Annotated in this window: 14 protein-coding genes; 4 read left to right on the top strand and 10 right to left on the bottom strand. The window is 64.1% G+C overall.

The annotated features are described in order from the left end of the window. Positions 1-25: 25 nt before the first annotated feature. The 5 genes from B5525_RS21065 to B5525_RS21045 are packed head-to-tail and all read right to left on the bottom strand — an operon-like array spanning position 26 to position 5,146. Entirely contained in the window at positions 26-1,003 is a 978-nt protein-coding gene (locus B5525_RS21065) for an amidohydrolase family protein (protein WP_079567710.1), read from the bottom strand. Next, positions 1,000-3,411, bottom strand: coding sequence for a xanthine dehydrogenase family protein molybdopterin-binding subunit (locus tag B5525_RS21060; RefSeq protein WP_079567709.1), 2,412 nt, complete (start codon positions 3,409-3,411; stop codon positions 1,000-1,002). Before B5525_RS21060 ends, B5525_RS21065 begins: the two co-directional genes overlap by 4 nt. Beyond that, a complete protein-coding gene (locus B5525_RS21055) occupies positions 3,408-3,929 on the bottom strand; it encodes a (2Fe-2S)-binding protein (protein WP_079567708.1) in 522 nt (173 codons plus the stop codon). Before B5525_RS21055 ends, B5525_RS21060 begins: the two co-directional genes overlap by 4 nt. After that, positions 3,926-4,810 (bottom strand): FAD binding domain-containing protein, encoded by an 885-nt coding sequence (locus B5525_RS21050; protein WP_079567707.1) that lies wholly within the window; start codon positions 4,808-4,810, stop codon positions 3,926-3,928. The genes B5525_RS21055 and B5525_RS21050 overlap by 4 nt, the downstream gene beginning before the upstream one ends. Positions 4,811-4,819: 9 nt before the next feature. Continuing rightward, positions 4,820-5,146, bottom strand: a complete 327-nt coding sequence (locus B5525_RS21045) for an NIPSNAP family protein (protein ID WP_154073348.1) — start codon at positions 5,144-5,146, stop codon at positions 4,820-4,822. Positions 5,147-5,475: 329 nt separating this feature from the next. Between B5525_RS21045 and B5525_RS21040 the strand changes: the two genes are divergently transcribed. Together B5525_RS21040 and B5525_RS21035 are read left to right on the top strand one after the other, a co-directional pair. Further along, positions 5,476-6,846, top strand: coding sequence for a PLP-dependent aminotransferase family protein (locus B5525_RS21040; RefSeq protein WP_079567705.1), 1,371 nt, complete (start codon positions 5,476-5,478; stop codon positions 6,844-6,846). A 28-nt stretch (positions 6,847-6,874) separates the two neighbouring features. Continuing rightward, positions 6,875-7,843: a Bug family tripartite tricarboxylate transporter substrate binding protein gene (locus tag B5525_RS21035; protein WP_079567704.1), complete on the top strand. Its 969-nt coding sequence runs from the start codon at positions 6,875-6,877 to the stop codon at positions 7,841-7,843. 152 nt (positions 7,844-7,995) lie between these two features. Here B5525_RS21035 and B5525_RS47220 read toward each other — a convergent pair whose 3' ends face one another. From B5525_RS47220 to B5525_RS21020, 3 genes are all read right to left on the bottom strand, one after another. Continuing rightward, positions 7,996-10,035, bottom strand: a complete 2,040-nt coding sequence (locus B5525_RS47220; protein ID WP_079567703.1) for a TRAP transporter large permease subunit — start codon at positions 10,033-10,035, stop codon at positions 7,996-7,998. A gap of 85 nt (positions 10,036-10,120) precedes the next feature. Continuing rightward, entirely contained in the window at positions 10,121-11,134 is a 1,014-nt protein-coding gene (locus B5525_RS21025) for a DctP family TRAP transporter solute-binding subunit (RefSeq protein WP_079567702.1), read from the bottom strand. A gap of 228 nt (positions 11,135-11,362) precedes the next feature. Continuing rightward, positions 11,363-12,133: a methyltransferase domain-containing protein gene (locus B5525_RS21020; protein ID WP_079567701.1), complete on the bottom strand. Its 771-nt coding sequence runs from the start codon at positions 12,131-12,133 to the stop codon at positions 11,363-11,365. 100 nt (positions 12,134-12,233) lie between these two features. On the opposite strand from B5525_RS21020, the gene B5525_RS21015 reads away from it, so the two are divergent. After that, positions 12,234-12,983, top strand: coding sequence for an SDR family NAD(P)-dependent oxidoreductase (locus tag B5525_RS21015; protein WP_079567700.1), 750 nt, complete (start codon positions 12,234-12,236; stop codon positions 12,981-12,983). A gap of 193 nt (positions 12,984-13,176) precedes the next feature. Here the strand turns inward: B5525_RS21015 and B5525_RS21010 are convergent, their stop codons facing one another. Further along, positions 13,177-14,265 carry an isocitrate/isopropylmalate dehydrogenase family protein gene (locus tag B5525_RS21010; protein ID WP_079567699.1) on the bottom strand — a complete coding sequence of 363 codons (1,089 nt, stop codon included), beginning with the start codon at positions 14,263-14,265 and terminating at the stop codon, positions 13,177-13,179. Positions 14,266-14,597: 332 nt separating this feature from the next. On the opposite strand from B5525_RS21010, the gene B5525_RS21005 reads away from it, so the two are divergent. Beyond that, positions 14,598-16,250 carry an amidohydrolase family protein gene (locus tag B5525_RS21005; RefSeq protein WP_079567698.1) on the top strand — a complete coding sequence of 551 codons (1,653 nt, stop codon included), beginning with the start codon at positions 14,598-14,600 and terminating at the stop codon, positions 16,248-16,250. 231 nt (positions 16,251-16,481) lie between these two features. Here B5525_RS21005 and B5525_RS21000 read toward each other — a convergent pair whose 3' ends face one another. Next, positions 16,482-17,513, bottom strand: coding sequence for an adenylate/guanylate cyclase domain-containing protein (locus tag B5525_RS21000; RefSeq protein WP_079567697.1), 1,032 nt, complete (start codon positions 17,511-17,513; stop codon positions 16,482-16,484). Positions 17,514-17,709 lie beyond the last annotated feature (196 nt).

Below are 17,709 nucleotides of genomic sequence, written 5' to 3'. Positions count from 1 at the left end.
CTATTCGCTACCGTCCGCAATTTCCTCACAGGCCGAAAAGCTTGGCCGCCAAACCGCCGTTGATGGCGGCGCGCTCGGTATCGGAGAATTTGGTCTCGGCGACGATCCTGGTGGGTGCGAGATCGCCGATCGGGAACGGCATGTCCGAGCCCATCATGATCCGCCCCGGGCCGACGATGTCGGCGAGGTAGCGTAGCGCGCGCGGATCCTGGACAATGGTGTCGTAATACATCGCCGCCAGCGCCGCGTCGGGATCGCCGAGCTTGTCCTTGTCGAGCGAGTAATTGCGGCGCAGCCGGCCGATCACATAAGGCAGGGCGGCGCCGCCGATGCCGGCGACGATCCTGGCATTGGCGTAGCGGGTGACGTGGCCGGCATAGATCAGCCGCGACATCGCGATCAGCGTATCGGTGATGCGCCCGACCGCGTTCGCCATGCCGTAATCGTGCACGCGGTCGTCACCGCTTTCGAACACCGGATGGATGAACACCACGGAGCCGAGTTCGTTGGCGGCTTCCCAGAACGGCTTCAGCGCGGGATCGTCGAGCACGCCGCCCTTGCCCTTTGGCTGGGTGCCGATCATCGCGCCCTTGAAGCCGGCCGCGTGCGCCTCGCGCAGCACTTCGGCGGCGCGCGCGCCGTCCTGCAGGGGAACGGTGGCGAGCGGCACGAAGCGCGGCTCGCGCATCGCGGTCTGCGCCAGATGGGTGTTGATCAGGCGCGACCAGGCAGCACCCTCCTCCGCCGGCACTTCATAGGCGAACATATCGAGCCAGCCACCGACCACCTGCCGCTCGATCTTCTGCTCGTCCATCCATTTCAACCGGCCGGGCAGATCGCTCAGCGGTTTTGAGACCGGCCGGGTCGGCTTGCCCCCGGCAAAGGAGAAGCCGAGGCTGCCGCCGTCCTCGATCAGGCGGATCGAGGGAAAGCTCATGGCCTGCGCGCGGATGGCCTCCAGCAGACTCGGCGGCACCAGATGGGCGTGGCAGTCGATGATCATTTGGTTTGCTCGCTTGATTTGGCGTGTTGGGCTTCCGCGATCGCATCGCCGACGGCGGAAATGCGGATCGGAAGCTTGTTGAAGGAAATGCCCAGCGCCGCGACGCAGTCGTTGATGGCGGACGAAATCGCGGCCGGCGCGCCGAGATAGCCGCTTTCGCCGGACCCCTTCTGGCCGAATACGGTGAAAGGCGACGGCGTGCAGTGATGCACGATCTCGACTTCCGGCACCTCGTGGGCGGATGGCAGCAGGTAATCCATGAAACCCTGGGTGATCAGCTGGCCCTCGTCATTATAGACGAACTCCTCCAAGAGCGCCGCGCCGAGGCCGTGCGCGATGCCGCCCAGCGTCATGCCCTTGACGATATGCGGGTTGATGACCGTGCCGCAGTCATGGCCGATGACGTAGCGCTTGATCTCCGGCTTGCCGATTGCCGGATCGATCGCGATCAGCACCACGTGAAACTCGAAGGAGTGACACGGGTACATCTGGACCCGGCCGTCCTTCGGCAGCTGGGTGCCGGTCGGAACCTGCATCACATGCGTGGCCTCTAGGCCGGGCTCCATGCCCTCCGGCAACAGATGATAGTTGCGATGGGCGATAGTGACGAGTTCGAGCCAGCCGAGCTGCTTGCCGCCTGTGGGATCGCTGACGCCGCCCGAAGCGTAGACCACCTTGTCCTCGTCGAGGCCGAATTGATGCGCGCCGATCCGCGTTATCTTTGTCTTCAGTTTCTGCGCGGCATGAAACGCAGCACCTCCGAGCATGATCGCCATCCGGCTGCCGACCGGCGAGTTGGACGGAAGGCAGGCCAGCGAATCCGGCCGCACCACGCGGATCAGGTCCGGATCGACCTGCAGGACTTCGCCGACCACGGTCGAAACAAGGGTTTCGTGGCCCTGCCCCGACGAGGTGTTGTGGATCGTCACCGTGACGAAGCCGAGACCGTCGACATTGATGCGGCAGGAATCCATCCAGGTCGTGGTGGTGTTCTTCTCGTTGAGCAGCGGCTCGAACGAGGAGTTGCCGCCGCTCGGCTCCAGGCAGGCGGCAATGCCGATGCCGGCCAGCAGTCCGGCGCCGCGCAAACGATCGCGCTCCTTTTCCATGGCCGTAAAATCGATATGGGTAAGCACCTTGTCGACCACAGTGTGATAATCGCCGCTGTCATAGGTGCTGCCGCTCGGGATCAGATAGGGGAACTGATCCTTGCGGATGAAATTGCGGCGGCGAACCTCGATGCGATCGAGGCCTGTGGCAGCCGCGACCTTGTCGATCGCGGTTTCGATCGCATAATTGGTCGGCGACTGCCCGAAGCCGCGCACGGCTTCCTGCACCGCCTTGTTCGACGTCACCGATTGCGCGCGGTACTGCACGCTTTGGATTTGGTAGGGACCGACGATGGCGCCGATCGGCTTGCCGAGCTGGAACGGCGCGCGGCCGGCATAGGCGCCGGCATTGTCCAGCGCGCGGATCTTCATCGACTTGACGATGCCGTCATCATTGAAGGCGACCTCGACATCGAAAATGCGGTCGGGACCGTGCGCGTCGCCGCCGCCCATATTGTCCAGCCGGTCCTCGATCAGACGCACCGGCCGGCCGAGCCGCCGCGCCAGATGCGCCACCAGCACGGTCTGCTTGATGCCGCGCTTGACGCCGTAGCTGCCGCCGACGTCGACATCCTGATGCACCCGGACGCCGTTCGCCGGGATCCGCAGCGCCCGCGCGATCTGGTCGGGATATTTGGGCATCTGGATCGAAGCCCAGACGTCGAGCATGTCGCGCCAGGGATCCCAGGACGCCAACACGCCGAAAGTCTCTATCGGAACCGTGGAGCTGCGCCCCCAGGTGACACGGAACGACAAATGTCGCGGACTTTCGGCAAAATGCTTTTCCACCTCGCCCCAGACGAAGGTGCGGTCGAGCAGCACGTTGGAGCCGTGCGCCGGATGCACCGGCGGGCTGCCCGGCTGCAGCGCTTCTTCCGCGTTGATCACGAAAGCCAGCGGCTCGTAATCGACGACAATTTTTTCGGCGGCGTCTTCGGCGAGCGCGCGGCTGTCGGCAACCACCGCCACGACCCATTCGCCGGCATAACGGGTTTGGCCGACCGCGAGCGGATGACGTTTTACGAGCGGCGTATCGAGGCCGTTCATCAAGGGATCGGTTGCGGCCGCGAGTTCGTCGCCGGTGAGCACATAATGCACGCCCGGCATCGCCAGCGCCTCGGAGGCATCGATCGAGACGATGCGCGCGGCCGGATGCTGCGACGGCAGCACCGCGACATGCAGCATGCCTTCGAGGGCGACGTCGGCGACGTAATGACCGCGGCCCGCGACGAACCGACGGTCCTCGCGAACCCGGCGATTGGTCGAGACGAAGCGGAAGCTCGCGGGATCGGCGCTCATTTCGCCTCCGCGACGGATTTGCCTGCCTGCGCGGCCGGATGCGGCGTGTTGGCGAGGCGCAAACGCTCGGCGGCGAACTGCACAGCCTCGATGATCTGGCCGTAGCCGGTGCAGCGGCAAATATTGGCGGAGATCGCCTCGACGATTTCCTCGCGCGTCGGGGTCACGTTGCGCTGCAGGAGCGCATGCGCCGACAGGATCATGCCCGGCGTGCAATAGCCGCATTGCAGGCCGTGGGTTTCGCAGAACGCGTCCTGGATCACGCTGAGTTCGCCCGGCGCCGGTGCAAGCCCCTCGATGGTGGTGATCTCGTAGCCGTCCGCCTGCACCGCGAACATCAGGCAAGACCGCACCGGCTCGCCATCGACCAGCACCGTGCAGGCGCCGCAGACGCCGTGCTCGCAGCCGGCATGGGCGCCGTTGAGCAGGAAATTCTCGCGCAGCACGTCGAGCAGCGTCTTGCGCGGCTCGATATCGGCGGTGCGGCTGACGCCGTTGATACGCAAGTCGACTTTCATCGCACGCCTTTCGCTGGCCTGGCGGCGGCGTTGTCGCGCGCCTGTTGCAGCGCGCGCAGGCACAGCACGCCGGCGACGCGGCGGCGATAGGTCGCGCTGGCGTGCAGGTCGCTCATCGCCTCGATATCGGCACAGGCGGCGTCGATCGCGTCCGTCGCCAGCGCGTCATCGAGACTGGTTCCGACGAGTGAGGACATATCGAGCCGCAACGGTCGGTCGGCGACGCCGCCAAGGCCGAGCGCGATGTCGAGACAGCGCCCCTCCTCGTCGAGCCCGATCTGCGCCGCGGCCGAGACGAATGCAAAGTCCGAGCGCCGCGAGCTGACCTCGAAGAAGCCCGTCCCGATGCGCTGGTGCGACCAGACCGGAAACCGGATCGCGCGCACGCACTGGCCCTGCTCGATCGACGTCACCATCGGCCCGATGAAGAACTCCTCCGCCGACATCGAGGTCGAACCATCCTTCGACGCAAGCATGATTTCGGCGCCCAGCGTCACCGCGACCAGCGGGATTTCGGCCGACGGATCGCCATTGGCGATCGAGCCGCCGACGGTGCCGCGATTGCGGGTCGGCGGATGCCCGACCCATGGCAGCACGCGCGCCAGCATCGGCACTGACGCGCGGATGACGGGATCGCGCTCGGCCTGCGCCTGCCGCGTGGTGGCGCCGACGACGATCGCATCCTTCTCTTCGCGAATTCCGGTAAGCTCCGGCAAGCGCAGGATATCGATCAGCCTTGCGGGGCGCGCCAGTCGCATCGCCAGCATCGGCACCAGCGTTTGCCCGCCCGCGATGACGCGCGCGTCATCGTCGCCGGCCAGAATTTCGCAGGCCTCTGCGAGCGACGCCGGCCGGACATAGTCGAAGGGTGCGGGTTTCATCGGGGGCCGCTAGCCGAGCAAGAGACCGGCGACCGCCGGCGACAGCACCGAAACGGTCTGGTTCTTCAGCAGCGGCCCGCCGGTTTCGGTCGCGGCTTTCAGCGCCGCCCATTCCGGATCCGTGGCGAACGAGGCCCAGGCCTTCTTGCGCGATTCCTCGTCGGCGAAGCGCGTCATATAAGTGAGGCGGCCGTCTTCGACTGGCGCGGTGAACGCGCCGAGCAGGTCGATGCCATGACGCGGAAAGAACCTGGTCGCGACGTGATCGCTAAAGCGGCGACGCATCGCCTCGGCGCGGCCTTCGGCGGCTTCGTAGATCCGGATTTCGTAGATCAAAACGTGCTCCCGGTTTTTGGCGGTCAGCTTGTCGAAAGCCCGCTGCCTTGGAAGCGACGATAGAAGCCGGCGACCGAAATTGTCAAACACAAACTGAAGCAATCCGATGGATTATCTGGGATTGAATTGGTTCAATTGTCAAATTGGAACGATGCGTCTCCGGCGACAAACCCTTTGAAATGGCACTTTCTGAGATCGCTACTTTACAAAGCGCTGGATTCGGCGATATTGAGGTCCGACCTTGTGTCAACTATTGAAACAATTTCGAAATTGTACTACTCGGCGAAATGCCGACCATCAGCGCCAAGGCATCACGCGGATAGCAGGAAATGACCGACTGGGTACCCGCTCTCGCTTCGTTTCCCGGGCCGCGTTATCTCGCCTTCGTATCCGCGCTGGAAGCCGACCTCGCTGCGGGCCGTGTCAAGCCGGGGATGCGGCTATTGCCCCAGCGCGACATGGCGCAGCGGCTCGATCTCAGCGTCGGCACGATCTCGAAAGCCTATGCGGAGGCCGAGCAACGCGGGTTGATCTCGGGCGAAGTCGGACGCGGCACCTTCGTGCAAAGGCGACGCGGCGAGGCGCGCGGCCTCGGCGCTTCGGAGGCAACGATCAACCTCGCGCTGAACGTACCGCCCTATACCGGCGAAGACGACATCATTGCGGCGGCGCTGGCGGAGATCGTCGCCGACGGCGAGATGTCGAACCTGCTCGGCTATCTGCCGCATCAGGGCCTGCGCCAGCATCGCGAGGCGATGGTCACCTGGCTTTCGGCGCTCGGCGTCACCGCGGAGCCCGATCATCTCTTCATCACCCATGGCGGACAGCACGCGCTATCGATCGCGCTTCCGATGGTGGCCTCGCCTGAGGATGCCGTGCTGACCGAAAGCTACACTTATTCCGGCATGCTGGCGCTCTCGGCGCAATCGGGCTACCGGCTGCACGGCGTCGCGACCGATGCCCAAGGTCTCGTTCCCGAACAGCTCGACCGCGCCTTTGCCGAGACCAAGGCGCGCGTGCTCTATTGCATGCCGACGCTGCAGACGCCGATGGGATCGGTGATGCCGGCCAAACGTCGGCAGGCGATCGCCGAGATCGTGCGCAGGCACGACGCCTATCTGCTCGAAGACGACGCCTACGGCTATTTGCTGTCGCCGCCGCTGGCGCCGATCGCAAAACTCATTCCCGAGCGCAGCTTCTACATCGTCAGTTTCGCAAAATGCCTGGCGCCGGGCTTGCGCATCGCCGCGATGGTCGCGCCGGAGGCGTTTCGCGATCGGTCGATCAACGCGCTGCGCGCGACGGGGTGGATGGCCGTGCCGGTGATGGCCGAAGTGGTGGCGCGGCTGATCGGCAATGGCGGCCTCGCCCGCCAGGCCAAGCTCAAGCGCGACAAGGCCGCCATTCGCGACGGCATCGCGCGCCGGATTCTCGGGGAATGGCTGCCGCCCGCGACCGGCGCGCCCGGCTTTCATCTCTGGCTTCCGTTGCCTGCCGGCCGCACGCTGGCGGCGCTGATCGCGCAGGCGGCGCAAGCCGGGATCACGCTCGCCCCTCCCGGCGCGCTGCGGCGCGTGGAGAACGAAAGCCTCGGCGTCCGGCTTTGCCTCGGCGCGCCCGCGACCGAAGCGGATCTCGAGCGCGCGCTGACCGAAATCCGCAGAATCCTGGAGATGGCCGAAGCGATCTCCTTCGTCTGAAGACCAAACAAAAAAACGGGAGGAAACCATGCGGAAAGTCGTCAGCGCGCTCGTTGTCGCCTTGGCGTTGAGCAGCGCCGCCCACGCCGCGGATTGGCCGACGCGAACCATCACCATGATCAATCCGTTCGCGGCGGGCGGGCCGAACGACGTGGTCGCGCGGCTGTTCGCGCAGCGCATGGGCGAAATCCTCGGGCAATCCGTTATCATCGAAAACGTCGGCGGCGCCGGCGGCATGAACGGCGCCGACCGCGTCGCCAAGGCCGCGCCCGACGGCTATACCTTTCTGCTCGGCACCGTCGGCACCCAGGCGCAGAACCAGAGCCTGTTCAAAAAGCCGGCCTACAATTCCGTGACGGATTTTGCGCCGGTCGCGCTGATGGTCGAGGCGCCGCTGGTGCTGGTGGCGCGCAGGGACCTGCCGGTCAGGGACATGAAGGAATTCGTCGCCTACGGCAAAGCCAACAAGGACAAGATGCAGTTCGCCTCCGCCGGCACCGGATCGGCGATCCATCTCGGCTGCGCGCTGGTCAACATGGTCACCGGGCTCGACATCGTCCATGTGCCCTATCGCGGCGCGAACCCGGCGATGCAGGACTTGATGGGCGGCCGGGTCGATTACCTCTGCGACATCATCACCACGGCAAAGCCGCAGATCGACGCCGGCACGGTGAAGCCGATCGCCATCCTGACCAGGGAGCGCTCAAAGGTGCTGCCGGACGTGCCCACCGCCATCGAGCAGGGATTCGACGTCGAGGCCTATACCTGGAACGCGTTCTTCCTGCCGAAGGGAACGCCCGAGCCGATCGTGCAAGAGCTCAACCGCGCCACCGTCGAAGCCATGAAGACGCCGGCGGTGCGCGAGAAACTCGAAAGCGCCGGCCTCGTCTTCGTGTCCGACGACCGCACCACGCCGGAATACCTCGCCGAATTCGTGCAAAGCGAGATCGTCAAATGGGCGGCGCCGATCAAGGCTGGAAATATCAGCGTGGATTAGACTCGAAGCCAGGCATTCCAGTTCGGTGGCTTCATCCTTCGAGACGGCGCTTTCGCGCCTCCTCAGGATGAGGTCTTAGACCCTCATGGTGAGGAGCGCGGCGACGCCGCGCGTCTCGAACCACGAGGCCACACAAGCGCGCTCAGGAATCGCTAATGCATCCCGAGCAGATGCGGGAGAAACAGCGTCAGCGCCGGCCAATAGGTCACGATCACAAGGAACACCAGCATGGTGAGCAGCCACGGCATCACCGCCATGGCGAGATCGGTGATGCGCATGCCGGCGATCATCGATGCGACGTAGAGGTTGAGCCCGACCGGCGGGTGGCACAGGCCGACCTCCATGTTGACGTCGATCACGATGCCGAAATGCACCAGATCGATGCCGAGCCGTTTCGCGGCCGGCGCCAGGATCGGCGCCATGATCAGGATGATCGAGGTCGGCTCCATGAAATTGCCGGCCATCAGCAGCAGGACGTTGACAAGCAGCAGGAAGCCGACCCAGCCCAGATCCTGCGTGATGATCCAGTCGGCCAGCGCGGCCGGAATGTTCTCGTTGCTGAGCACGAACGAAAACAACACCGCGTTGGTCACGATGTAGAGCAGCATGGCGCTAGTGTTGGCGGCGCGCAGCAATACCCGCGGCACATCCTTGAACTTGAGCGCCTTGTAGACGAAGACCGAGATGAAGAACGAATAGACCGCGGCCATGGCGGCGGCTTCGGTCGCGGTGAACAGACCGCTATAGATGCCGCCGATGATGATGACGACCAGCATCAGGCCCCAGATGCTTTCCCGGAACGCATGCACGGTCTCGAGCCAGGTCGCCTTGGTCATGCGCGGATAGTTGCGCTGCCTCGCCAGATACCAGGTCACGATGCACAGCATGATGGTCAAGAGGATGCCGGGCAGCAAACCCGCAACGAACAGCGCGCCGATCGATGTTCCCGTGGAAATCGCGTAGATGATCTTCGGGATCGACGGCAGCATCAGGATGCCGAGCGAGCCCGCGACCGTGATGATGCCGGCGCCGAAGCGCATCGGATAGCCGTTTCGCACCATTTCCGGCAGCACGATCGCCCCGACCGCGGCGACGGTGGCGACGCTCGATCCGCACACCAGCGCGAACATCGAGCAGGCGACGATGCCGGCCAGTCCCAGTCCACCGTGCAGATGCCCGATCAGCGAGATCGCGAAGTTGATCATTCGGCGCGCGACGCCGCCATGGGTGAGGAAATTGCCGGCCAGGATGAAGAACGGGATCGCCATGATCTCGAAATTCTCGATGCCGGTAAACAGCTTCATCGACACCGCTTCGATCGGAACCCGGGTCAGCGTGAACAGGAACGTCATCACGGTAAGCCCGAGCGCGATCGAGATCGGGATGCCCGTCAGCATCAGTGCGATCAAGAGCGCGAAGATGGTGCCCGCGCGCAGCGCCTGCGGCATCGCGATGATGCCGGCCTTCTCAGCCAGGCACACCATCAGGATCAGGATCGGCGCCAGGATCAGGATCGTGCCCAGCGGGCTTGTCCTGCGTGTGTCTTTGGCGGGATCGGCGGCCTCGGGGTGCAGCCCGGGCGCGGTGATCTCGACGCCCTCGACCTGCGCCTCGTTGTGGTGCGGCAGTTCGCCGGTCCAGTAGTAGAACCACGACACCTGCAGGAAGCGGAAGCACATCAGGCCGGAGCCGAGCGGGATCGCGAGATAGACGATCCACATCGGCGCTTCCAGATCGTTGGACTGCTGGCCGGTTTTGAACATCTCCCATACGAACGAGGCGCCGAAGCTCGCGATCATGCCGGTGAAGAACGCGCCGCACAGCAGGCTGAACAGGATGACCTGTTTGCGCGAGCGGGCCGGCACCCGGTTGACGAGAATGTCGACGCCGACATGGATGCCGGTGCGCACGCCATAGGCGGCGCCGAACTTGGCCATCCAGATGAACATGTAGATGCACAGTTCCTGCGCCCACGAGACATCGACCGCGGCCAGCCACAGGAAAATGTCCTTGAAGATCGCGGGCAGGATCGGAATGCCGCGCGCGGCCGTCCATTTCGACAGGTCGATCGAGACGCCGGTGCCGTAACGATGCAGCACGGCGAAGAAGATCAGCGCCGTCGCCGCCGCGATCAGCGTGGCGATAATCCACTCTTCCAGATGGTCGAGCGCTCGGTTGAGCACCTTGGACACGCGAAATCCCCCCGCCTTGCGCCGAAACGGCCGGGAGTGCGATCACCCCCGACCGTTTTCTTGTTGTTGTGATGAAGGCCGGCCGTCAGTTCATCTTGACGTCGAGTTGCTTGGCCACGAGGTCGAGCACCTCCTGCCCGACGCGGCCCTTGGCCCAGGCATAGGTCGGGCGCATCGCGTCCTGCCAGGCCTTCTTCTGGTCCTCCGTCAGGTAGTGCAGCGTGGTCTTGCCCGACTTCTTGATCTCGGCCAGCGCGTCCTCGTTTTCCTTGACAGCGATCGAGTTGGTATATTCGGTCGCCTCGTCCATCGCCTTTTCGAGCTGGGCGCGGATATCCGGCGGCAGTCCGCTCCAGAACTTCGAATCGACGATGACGGCGTATTGCAGATGGGCGTGATAGGACACCGTGATGTCCTTCTGCACTTCATAGAATTTCTGCGTCAGGTAGTTCGACGGCGTATTCTCGCAGCCGTCGACGACGCCGGTCTGCAGCGCCTGATAGACTTCGGAGAACGCCATGATCTGGGGGATCGAGCCGATGTCGCGGAAATAGCGGTCGGCGATCTTGGAGCCGGAGATGCGGACCTTGAGGCCCTGGAAATCCGCCGGCGTGATTAGCGGACGGTTGGCCGAGGCCATGTGAAAACCATTGGTCCAATAGCCAAGGCCGCTGATGCCCTTGGCCTCCAGTTTCTGGAACAGCCATTTGCCGACCGGCCCCTTCATGGCCTTGTCGTAGGTCTCCTCGTCCTTGAACAGCCACGGCAGGTCGAGCGCCTCGAACTCCTTGATACCGAGGGGAGCAAATTTCGCCGTCGACGGCGCCAGCATCTGCACCGAGCCGAGCTGCAGCGCCTCGATCTCTTCCTTGTCCTTGTACAGCGACGAGTTCGGATAGACTTCGATCTTGACCTTGCCGTCGGTGTATTTCTCGGCGAGTTCCTTGAACTTCAGGGCGCCCTTGCCCTTCGGCGTGTCGTTGGCGACAACATGGCTGAACTTGATGATGATCGGGCTCTGGGCCAACGCTGCGGCCGGAGCCAAGAACATGGCGGCCGAAATGGTGGCCGCAGCGACGGCCTGAATGAGCTTGCGCATAGACTTTCCTCCCAATGGCGCCGGAACCGGTTATTTTTGGTTTTTCCGGTTTTCAATCATGTCAGTACTGGCAGTAAACGACAGCTCGAACAACTAGACCTAAGCCGAATTGGCGAGGCCGAAGATCAGGCCAAGCGACGATCAGAGTGGCGATTGTATAGGCAGATTTCGCTTCCGCTCCAGCCCGCCCGCCCGGCTGAGATGTCGCACCCGTCGCGCGGTCTATCGTCAGGCCTTGCGCTGCGCCACGATGAACAGGCGCCGGAAGGGAAAGAGCGTTTGACCCTGCGCATTGCGCGGATAGGCTTTCGCGACGCGCTCGCCATAGGCGGCCTCGAAGGCCGCCCGATCCGGACCGTCGAGGACGTCCATATATCGCGTTAGCCAGGTGCCCTTGGTCCATTCCTTGACCGGGTTCTCGCCTTCCAGGACCTGCAGATACTCGGTCTCCCAGATGTCGATATTGGCGGCCTGCGACGCCAGCAGGCCGTGATAAAATCCGGGCTCCCGGACCGGCGGCGGCGTGACGAGATGCTCCACCCGGCTGCGCCACGGACCATTCAGCGCGGTTTCCGCGATCAACAGGTGCGAAGGCGCCTCGAAATTGCGCGGCATCTGCACCGCGAGGATGCCGCCGGGCGCGACCTTCTCCATCAGTGCGGGAAACAATCTTTCATGATCGGGCAGCCAGTGCAGCGCAGCATTGGAGTAGATCACATTATACTTATTCGCAGGCCGCCACGCGCCCAGATCCTGCTGCAGCCATTCGACCTCGGGCGCGGCCTTCCTGCCGGCGGCGACCATTTCGGCGGAGCCTTCGACGCCGACCACACTGGCATCCGGCCATCGCTCCTTGATCAGCTTGGTGACGTTGCCGGCGCCGGCGCCGAGATCGGCGACGGTCTTGACCTCGAAATCCGGAATCCGCATCAGGAGATCGACGGCCGGCCTCAACCTGTGACCGGAAAATTTCAGATATTGCTGCGGATTCCATACCATCGTTTTTTCTTCTTCCTTTGAGCGGCGGCATGGGTATTAGAGTTGCGGGCCCGGCTCGCCAAATCGATCCTGATACAGGTTAACAGAAAGAAGAGCAGACATGGACCTCGATCTCAAGTCCAGGACCGCCGTCGTGAGCGGCGCATCAACCGGGATTGGCCGCGCGATTGCAAAAGGGCTCGCGCTGGAAGGCGTCCGCGTCGTCGGCGTCGCCCGGCGCCGCGAGCTGCTCGATACCCTGGCGCAGGAGGTCAAGGCGGCGGGCGGCGTCATGATTCCCGTCACGCAGGACATCATGCAGGAAGACGCCGCCCGGAAAATCGCTTCGGCGGCGATCGCCGAACTTGGCCACGTCGATATCCTCGTCAACAATGCCGGCGGCAGCCGGCCGCTGCCGATCGACGCGCCCGACAGCGCCTGGGACGAAGCCCTCTCGCTGAACTTCACCCGCTACCGTCAGGTCACGCACACGCTGCTGCCGCAGATGATCGAACGGAAATGGGGACGCATCATCAACATCACCGGCAAGTCCGAACCGGAGGGACTGAATGCCGCGTTCGCCGCCAAGGCCGCGGTGCACGCCTGGGCGAAGGGTCTTTCGCGCGAGATCGGGCAGCACGGCATCACCGTCAACAGCATTCCGCCCGGCCGCATCATGAGCGAGCAGATCCGGCGCAATTACCCGGAAGATTACCGCAAGCATTTTGCCGAGGAAGAAATCCCGGTGCGCTATTGGGGCGAACCCGAAGACCTCGCCGCACTGGCCGTTTTCCTCGCCTCGCCAATGGCGCGCTACATCACCGGCACGGTCATCCCCGTCGACGGCGGACTGCGGCGCTATCAGTTTTAGAAAATCTCTTCTCCCTCTCCCCGCTCGTCGCGGGGTCGAGACGACCGAAGCTCGCTCTTGGAGGGTTGGGGTGAGGGGCTCTCTCGACAGACTAGACTCGCGGAGAGTCCCCCTCACCCGGCGCTCCCCGCAAGCGGGCGAGGTGAAAAACGAATCGGTGCAACGACGTGTCGTCAATCCCGGACATCTTGCTTTAACGCGCCGCCGCCGCGGCGGACGCCCGATCGGACTGCAATATCTCCGCAATCGCCTGCCCCATTGCCGCCGTGCCGAGATCGCCGCCGACATCCCGCGTCGCGCGGCCCTCTCGCATAACCGCCGCAACGGCGTCCTCGATCGCGCGGCCCGCGGCAGCGTATCGCGCGTCGCCCCGGCGCTCGCCATGCCAGGCCAGCAGCAACGCCGCCGACAGGATCAGCGAGGTCGGGTTGGCGACGTCACGTCCGGCAATATCCGGCGCCGATCCATGCGCGGCCTGCGCCATCGCAAAGTCGGCGCCGACATTGAGCGAGCCGCCGAGCCCGAGGCTGCCCGACAGCTCGGCCGTGAGGTCGGAGAGAATATCGCCGAACATGTTGGTGGCGACGATGACATCGAAGCGGTCCGGCCGGCGCACGACATGCGCCATCATGGCGTCGACCAGGATGTCGTCGACGGCAAGGCCGGGATAGCCGCGCGCGACCTCGCGACAGATATCGAGAAACATGCCGTCGCCGAGCTTCAGCACGTTGGATTTGTGCACGATGGTGAGATGCCGGCGCCGATTCATCGCCAATTTGCATGCGGCGTGCGCGATCCGCTCGCAGCAATGCCGCGTGATGCGGCGGAGCGAGATCACGACATCCGGCGTGACCAGAAGCTCGCTGTTGCCCTGCTCCATGTTGCGGTCGGCATAAAACCCCTCGGTATTCTCGCGCACCACGACCAGATCGAACGCGCCGAAGCGGTTGCGCAGACCCGGATAGGTTTTTGCCGGCCGCAAGTTCGCGAACAGATCAAAACTCTTACGAAAATATTTCGATGGATTGACTTCGCCGCTGTGCTCGTCTTTGAAGTCGGCCGTCGCGGTGGGGCCGAGGATCAGCCCATCGGCGGATCGCACGATCTCCAGCAGACCCGGCCGCACGGTCGTCCCGAACTGTTCCAGGCTGGCGTGTCCGACCGCGTGCTCTTCCAGTTGGAGCTTGAGATCGAAACGCGCCGCAGCGACGCGCAGCACGTTTGATGTCGCCGCTGTGATCTCCGGCCCGATGCCGTCACCCGGCAGAACGACAATACGCATGATGATTTCCTCTGGCCGCCATTGCCGGTTGTTGATCGTAACGTCCTGACGATACGCCCGGCAGCTCTCGCACGAAAGGGCAACCGAGGTCTCGCCCCGTCCGGCTGCGGGAGGACGAGCGAGCGAATGCAGTCATGTTGAGGAATGATTGGCTTGGTCCCACGAAACTCCGGCAAGCCGAGAGTGGGGTGTCGGGGTGGGAACATGCCCCGCGCGGCGCGTGCCATTTCCGGCTGGATATATCTTTAGTTGCCGATTGAAGCAGACACCTGCGCGGATCAGAATGCCTTCAGAGCCATCATTCCGAATGGCTCGAGAGGGGAGACGCAAGTATGTGCAAACTTTGCAACCAAGGAATACTGCAAAACCATTTCCGCTCGCGACGCAATTTCCTCAAGGGAGCGGCGGCGGCCGGGGTTGCCGCGGCAGGTCTCAATCTGTTCGCATCGCGTCCCGCCGCGGCGCAATTCGCGAATGCGGGGGACGCGCCCCAGGACACCGGCAGACCGAACCGGCGTTACGTCATTCGCGGCGGTTCGGTGATGTCGATGGACCCGAAAGTGGGCGACTTTCCCGAGGCCGACGTCCTGGTCCAGGGCAAGACCATCCTCGCCGTCGGACCGAATTTGGCGGCCGGCACTGCCGACGTGATCGAGGCGCGCGGGCGCATCGTCATGCCCGGCTTCATCGATACGCACCACCACCAGTTCGAGACGGCGCTTCGCAGCTTCCTCGCCGACGGGGTTCTGATCAACGATGGCTCCGGCACGCCGAGCGGGAGCACGACTTACTTCGAGTTTATTCTCAACAAATTCGCCCCCGTGTACCGTCCGCAGGACGTATACATCAACGAGCTGTTCGGTGCCCTCAGCCAGCTCGATGACGGCGTCACGACCGTGCACGACGTGTCGCAGATTCATCACACGCCGCAGCATTCGGACGCCGCCATCCAGGCCCTGTTCGATTCGGGACGCCGCTCCGCCTTCGGCTATTTCGAGGGCGCGGGAAGCAACCCCTCGAACTATGCCTATCCGCAGGACGCGTTCCGCATCAACAAGAAATGGTTCTCCTCGAGCGACCAGCTCGTCTCCATGATCATGGGCGGCGAGGTCTACCTTGGGGCGCAGATCTACCAACAGTCCTGGACAATCGGGCGCACGCTCGGGCTGCAGATCGCGGCGCACATCCTGTCTCCGTTCGGGATCCGCCCGATCCTGGACCAACTTGCCCAGGGCCAGGGGGGCGTCGGCCCGACCGGCCAACCGCCCGGCAGCCTCAAGGTCGGACCCGACAACCTGTTCATCCACATGACCGGGATGTCCGACCAGGGCTGGCAGGCGGTCCATGACGCCGGCGCGCAGGTCTCGATTGCCTTCCCGATCGAGATGAACATGCGCCACGGCATGCCGCCCATCCTGAAGCTGCAGAGCCTGGGTATGCAGCCATCCCTGAGTGTCGATGTCGAGTGCACGATGACGGCGGACTTCTTCACCCAGATGCGTGTCTGCATGAATCTGCAGCGCGCGCTCGTGAACCAGATGATCCTCGATCAGGGGCTTCCGCCAAACCCCGTCGATTGGGGACTTCCGCCAGGCGCGGCGGGCAATGCGTGGCCGACGCCGCCCGCCGGTATACCGGCCCCGCTCACGACGCGCGATGTGCTGCGCTATGCCACCATGAACGGCGCGAAGGCCCTGCGGCTCGATGGCAAGACCGGCTCGCTTACGCCCGGCAAAGAGGCCGACATCATCATCCTCGACGCCACCAGGCTCAACGTGGCGCCGCTGAATCAGGTGCCCGGCGCGGTCGTGTCCCTGATGGATCGCACCAACGTCGAGACCGTGATCGTCGCCGGCAAGGTTCGCAAATGGAAGGGGCAGCTGCTCGACGTCGATCTGAACCGGCTGCGTCAGCAGCTCGAGGCCTCGCGCGACTACATCTTCTCTGCCGCGGGTATTCCGCAAAACCTGTTCAGCAGTCAGTAACTAAGCGTGCATCAACGGGATACGGGGCGGCTCCGGCCGCCCTTTCCGGCTTCCAATCGTAAGACGATGGTCCGGTGTCACGATCCGCCCACAAGCCTTCGCGCGGAAGGGCGACCGGGGTCTCGACCCCGGCCTGATGGCGGGCGCGGCGCGGCTGGTCCGTTTTGCGCTCTGAACATCCTTGCCCTATCCGTTGCAGCAAACATCTCTGATAACGCCGCGAGGCGTGTATCAGGCGTCGCCCTGGGCCAGCGCGCAAAGCCCGATGGCCTGTCCCTTGCCGCGCAGCCGGATCAGGCCCAGTGATCGCGCTGCAACGCCTGGAGGAAGCACGAGCCGGTCGAGAAGGTCGGCCGACGCGATGACCGATTCGCCCCTCTCGCGGCAGACATCGACCAGGCGCGCCGCGGTGTTGAGCGTATCCCCCAACAGCGCGATCTCCTTCTTGACGGATCCCATTTCGCCCACCACCACCGGTCCGCAATGCAGGCTGGCGCGAACTTGCGCCGTCGTGCCGAACTCGCGCTCGTAGTCCGCACCGTGCGCGGCCAGCCGAGCGAGCGCGGCGAAGCAGGCGCGCACGCAGGTCGCATCCTTCAGCCCCCGGGCAAGCGGCCAGGTGGCGATCAACTCGTCGCCGACAAACTTGTGGATTTGCCCGTCGCGCAGCACGATCGGCCCGGTGAGATCGGTCACCAGGCGGTTGAGCAGCCGATGAAAATCAACTTCGCCCAGTCGCTCGGCAGCCTCGGTCGAATTCTTCATGTCCATGATCAGGAATACGCGCTGTTCGACCTGGGGCCGGTGATAGCGTCCGGTCATGAAGGACAGCAGCACGTTCTGGCCCAGAAGACTGTTCACCTCGAACAGAAAGCTAACCACGAAGGTGGCGCCGAAGCAGAACAGCACATCGTCGCGCGAGATGCTCACGGGCCGGGCCGGCGGATGGTTGGGCACGAGCAGCTGCCCGACGGCGATGGCCGCCAGGAAGACGACGAGATAGACGAGAGAGCGCACGGCGACGGTCACCATAAACGATGCCCGGGCAAGTCGTGTACCGGGCGCTTGCAGGACAAAGGCGCCGAGAGAACTCACGGCGGCGCCGATCAGCACGCCCGTCAGGGCGCCGCGGGTCAGGCCGCGCAGCCCGGCGGCAGCGGCAATTGACGTTTCATATCCGTAGCCGGCCCCGATCGCCGCGCCGATCACGACGAAGCCCAGGATTCTTGGGAACAGGAGGCGTATCCGCTCGTCGACAACCATGAGGTATATGTACAGAAACCACTTTGAATGGCCAATGCTTCAAAGCGCGCGAGCAGACGGGCGTGCGCTCGGTGGCGGGTTCGTGCTGACGCTGTGCTGCGACGATCTGTGAGTAAAAAGTCGTCGGGCGCGGTCTTATGGCGCAAGCGCCACAAGAAATTTGCCCGCCGTGCGGCGTGCCCCGGGATGCGTGGTG

The organism is Bradyrhizobium erythrophlei (assembly GCF_900129505.1).
In the GTDB taxonomy this organism is placed as follows: Bacteria; Pseudomonadota; Alphaproteobacteria; order Rhizobiales; family Xanthobacteraceae; genus Bradyrhizobium; species Bradyrhizobium erythrophlei_D.
Note: the sequence above shows the minus strand (reverse complement) of the source record. Positions and strands in the feature narration are given on the sequence as shown.

Coding starts and splice junctions, on each gene's coding strand:
- B5525_RS21065 (WP_079567710.1), bottom strand. CDS start 1,003: ATGATCATCGACTGCCACGCCCATCTGGTGCCGCCGAGTCTGCTGGAG.
- B5525_RS21060 (WP_079567709.1), bottom strand. CDS start 3,411: ATGAGCGCCGATCCCGCGAGCTTCCGCTTCGTCTCGACCAATCGCCGG.
- B5525_RS21055 (WP_079567708.1), bottom strand. CDS start 3,929: ATGAAAGTCGACTTGCGTATCAACGGCGTCAGCCGCACCGCCGATATC.
- B5525_RS21050 (WP_079567707.1), bottom strand. CDS start 4,810: ATGAAACCCGCACCCTTCGACTATGTCCGGCCGGCGTCGCTCGCAGAG.
- B5525_RS21040 (WP_079567705.1), top strand. CDS start 5,476: ATGACCGACTGGGTACCCGCTCTCGCTTCGTTTCCCGGGCCGCGTTAT.
- B5525_RS21035 (WP_079567704.1), top strand. CDS start 6,875: ATGCGGAAAGTCGTCAGCGCGCTCGTTGTCGCCTTGGCGTTGAGCAGC.
- B5525_RS21025 (WP_079567702.1), bottom strand. CDS start 11,134: ATGCGCAAGCTCATTCAGGCCGTCGCTGCGGCCACCATTTCGGCCGCC.
- B5525_RS21020 (WP_079567701.1), bottom strand. CDS start 12,133: ATGGTATGGAATCCGCAGCAATATCTGAAATTTTCCGGTCACAGGTTG.
- B5525_RS21015 (WP_079567700.1), top strand. CDS start 12,234: ATGGACCTCGATCTCAAGTCCAGGACCGCCGTCGTGAGCGGCGCATCA.
- B5525_RS21010 (WP_079567699.1), bottom strand. CDS start 14,265: ATGCGTATTGTCGTTCTGCCGGGTGACGGCATCGGGCCGGAGATCACA.
- B5525_RS21005 (WP_079567698.1), top strand. CDS start 14,598: ATGTGCAAACTTTGCAACCAAGGAATACTGCAAAACCATTTCCGCTCG.
- B5525_RS21000 (WP_079567697.1), bottom strand. CDS start 17,513: ATGGTTGTCGACGAGCGGATACGCCTCCTGTTCCCAAGAATCCTGGGC.